The 3,848-nt window shown below is 74.3% G+C and carries 2 protein-coding genes; one reads left to right on the forward strand and one right to left on the reverse strand.

Annotated elements, in window-relative coordinates:
- Positions 1-1,396, forward strand: a 1,396-nt coding sequence (locus WDV06_RS36470) for an endo-1,4-beta-xylanase (RefSeq protein ID WP_395514098.1), incomplete at its 5' end; no start/stop codon positions are given.
- Positions 1,397-1,444: 48 nt separating this feature from the next.
- Here the strand turns inward: WDV06_RS36470 and WDV06_RS36475 are convergent.
- Complete coding sequence (locus WDV06_RS36475; protein ID WP_395514099.1) at positions 1,445-3,766, reverse strand: glycoside hydrolase family 9 protein; 2,322 nt, start codon at positions 3,764-3,766, stop codon at positions 1,445-1,447.
- Positions 3,767-3,848 lie beyond the last annotated feature (82 nt).

Consider the following 3,848-nt stretch of genomic DNA (forward strand, 5'->3'; position numbering starts at 1 on the left):
GGGGCGGGGAGGGCGCCGGCCGGGGGCCGGGCCGGGGGGGGGGGCGGGCGGCGGGGGCCCCCCCCGGGGCCCCCCGCCGCCCCCCGGCCCCCCCCGCCCCCCCGCGGCCGCGCAGAGCGGCCGCTACTTCGGCGCCGCCATCGCCTCGGGCCGACTGGGCGACTCCGCGTACACGACGATCGCGGGCCGCGAGTTCAACTCGGTGACGCCCGAGAACGAGATGAAGATCGACGCCACCGAACCCCAGCAGGGCCGGTTCGACTTCACCGCCGGTGACCGCGTCTACGACTGGGCGGTGCGGAGCGGCAAGCAGGTGCGCGGCCACACCCTGGCCTGGCACTCCCAGCAGCCCGGCTGGATGCAGAACCTCGGCGGCGGCGCGCTGCGCCAGGCGATGACCAGCCACATCAACGGCGTGATGGCCCACTACAAGGGCAAGCTCGCCCAGTGGGACGTCGTGAACGAGGCCTTCGCCGACGGCAGCTCGGGGGCCCGGCGCGACTCCAACCTCCAGCGCACCGGCAACGACTGGATCGAGGTCGCCTTCCGCACCGCCCGCGCCGCCGACCCGGGTGCCAAGCTCTGCTACAACGACTACAACATCGAGAACTGGACCTGGGCCAAGACCCAGGCCGTGTACGCGATGGTCCGGGACTTCAAACAGCGCGGCGTGCCGATCGACTGCGTCGGCTTCCAGTCCCACTTCAACAACGACAGTCCCTACAACAGCAACTTCCGCACCACGCTGCGCAGCTTCACCGCCCTCGGCGTCGACGTGGCCGTCACCGAACTCGACGTCCAGGGTGCCTCCGCCACGACCTACGCCAACGTGGCCAACGACTGCCTGGCCGTCCCGCGCTGTCTCGGCATCACCGTCTGGGGCGTGCGCGACACCGACTCCTGGCGATCGGAGCAGTCGCCGCTGCTGTTCGACGGCAGCGGCACCAGGAAGCCCGCCTACACCGCCGTGCTGACGGCGCTCAACTCCGGCTCCTCCACCCCGGCCCCGTCGCCCGGTTCCGGGCCGGTCAAGGGTGTGGGTTCGGGCCGCTGCCTGGACGTGCCGGGTGCCGCCACCACCGACGGCACCCGGCTCAGCCTGTGGGACTGCAACGGCCGCGCCAACCAGCAGTGGGCGTACACCGCGGCGGGCGAGCTTCGGGTCTACGGTGACAAGTGCCTGGACGCCGCCGGTACCGGCAACGGCGCCGCCGTCCAGATCCACGGCTGCTGGGGCGGCGACAACCAGAAGTGGCGGCTCGACTCCGACGGGTCCATCGTCGGCGTCCAGTCCGGCCTCTGCCTCGACGCCACCGGCAACGGCACCGCCAACGGCACGCTGATCCAGCTCTACTCCTGCTCGAACGGCAGCAACCAGCGCTGGACCCGCACCTGAGACGCGTCACGGCGAGGGTGGGAACACCCTCGCCGTGACGGTGGCCGCTCAGGAGCAGACCGCACCGCCCAGCGTGAAGCGCGACGGGGGCGCGTTGGTACCCGAATACGTCGCCTGGAAGCCGAAGCTCACGCTGCCGCCGGGTTCCAGGGTGCCGTTCCACCCGGCGTCCCGGGCGGTGACCGTGCTGCCCGCCTGGCTCACCGTGGCGTTCCAGGCGTTGCCGATCCGCTGGTCACCCGCGAAGTTCCAGCCGAGGGTCCACCCGGAGAGCGTCGAGGTGCCGGTGTTGCGCACGCTCACCGTCGCCGTGAAGCCGTTCCCCCAGGCGTTGTCGATCCGGTAGGCGACCGCGCAGGGGGCCGCGGGCGCGTCGTCGTCCGCCTCCGTCGCCGTGAACGTCGCCGACTGCACACCGGGGCCGCCGGCGGTGAACGTGGCGCTGCCCGGCAGGGCGTCGGCGTCCTGGGCGGCGGAGACCGGAACCTGCTGCGCCGTCGCCCAGTCGGCGGGGGTGAACACCAGGGTGGCGGCCGCCGACAGGTCCACGTCACCGGAGCTCCGGGCCACGGTCACCGTGACGTCCCGCGCGGGCGCCGTCGAGAGCCGTACGCCCACCGGGGCCGAACCGCCCTCCGGGACCGTCACGGCCGCCGGTGCCACCTGGACCACGGGCACCGCCGCGGCGCCGCGCCGCTCGGCGGCGAAGGCCGCCAGCCAGGCCAGCGACGCGTTCCAGTTGATCGCCACCTCGTTGGTGGAGTAGGAGCCGATGTCGTCCACGTAGCAGGTGGCCGGCGCGCAGCCCGCGAGCTTCTCCCTGGCGACCGGGTCCTCCAGTGCCGCGTTCGGGCCGCCCGCGAAGGAGCCGGCCGGCGGGTGGGGCAGCGAGGCGTCGTTCTGGTGTGCCCAGAACCGGTGGTGCTGGTTCTGGGAGTGACGTTCGCCGTAGCCGGTGACGTAGGAGAGGTCGAGGGCGTTGCGGCCGAGCAGGTAGTCCAGGGACTCCAGCGCCCCGGCCCGGTAGCGCTGTTGGCCGGTCAGCTCGTAGGCGACGGCCATCAGCATCGCGTTGTTGGTGACGGAGCTGTTGGAGCCCCACGCGTAACCGGTGGCGGGGAGCGGCACCGGGTAGCCCTGTCCGGCCATGGTGGACAGGTGGCCGTCGGCGGCCGTGGTCAGCAGGCCGCGCAGCCGGGCGACGTCGTCGGCGGGCAGGCCCACGCCGGGGACGGTGGCGAGGGTGATGCGGCCGAGGGTGGCCGTGCCGCCCCACCAGAACCCGTCGGCGGGCTTGGCGTGGTGCGGGGAGGCGGTGACGGCGTCCCGGTACTGTGCCTCTCCGGTGGTGGCCAGGAGCTCCGCCGCCGCCCAGTAGAACTCGTCGGACACGTCGGCGTCCTCGTACGCGCCACCGCCGGTGTTGTCGGCCGCCGGGGCGTACACGTTCGGGTTGGCCCGGGCGGCCGTCCAGGCGCGGCGGGCCGCGTCCAGGCAGCGGGCGGCGAAGGCGGCGTCGTACGGCGCGTACACGCGGGCGCACTGCGCGGCCGAGGCCGCCAGGTTCAGCGTCGCGGCGGTCGACGGCTTGTGCAGCTCGCGCTGCTCGGCGTCGAGGTCGGGCCGGGTCGGCAGGGCGGTCCACTGGGCGTCGTGCACCTTGTGGAAGGCCATCCCGGCCATCGGCTTCCCGGCCGGGACCTGCATCCGCAGCAGGAACTCCAGCTCCCAGCGGGCCTCGTCCAGCACGTCCGGCGTTCCGTTGCCGCGCTCCGGCACCCGCAGCGTCGCATCGCCGAGCGCCGCGTCGCCGCCCGAACGGCGGGCCCGCTCGTAGGAGTTGACCAGCTCCCAGACGGAGATGCCGCCGTTGACGACGTACTTGCCGTGGTCGCCCGCGTCGTACCAGCCGCCCCGCGCGTCCGTGCGGTAGTCGCACACCCCCGCCTGGCAGGGGACGTCGCCGTCGCCCTTGTTCGGGGCGATGCCCAGGTGCCCGGCGGGGCGCGCGTAGGCACTGCCGCCGGCCAGGGCGGCGTCGATGGCGATGCCGCTGCGCTGCTGGTAGAAGAACGACATGCTGTCCGCTCGCAGGGCGTCGTACAGCGACGGGGAGATGTCGAAGGGGTGGCTGGTCCGGCCGTCGACCCCCAGGGTGTAGCCGGTTCCGGTTCCCGTGTAGGCGCCGAAGTCCACCAGGTGCGCGGACTGGCCGGACGCCTGGTCGGCGCCGCGCACGGCGGTGGTACCGGAGGCCACCACCACGCCCGCCGCGTCGCGCAGTTGCCAGGCGAGCGGGGCGGTCGCCGCGCTGGCCACGGTGGCCCGCTTGGGGCCGTCGGGCAGGTAGCCGAGCTGGTTGACCCGCACGGGTGTGTCGGGGGGGGGGGGGGGGGGGGGGGGGGGGGGGGGGGGGGGGGGGGGGGGGGGGGGGGGGGGGGGGGGGGGGGGG

The sequence above is a fragment of the Streptomyces racemochromogenes genome, assembly GCF_044129415.1.
Classification (GTDB): Bacteria; Actinomycetota; Actinomycetes; order Streptomycetales; family Streptomycetaceae; genus Streptomyces; species Streptomyces racemochromogenes_A.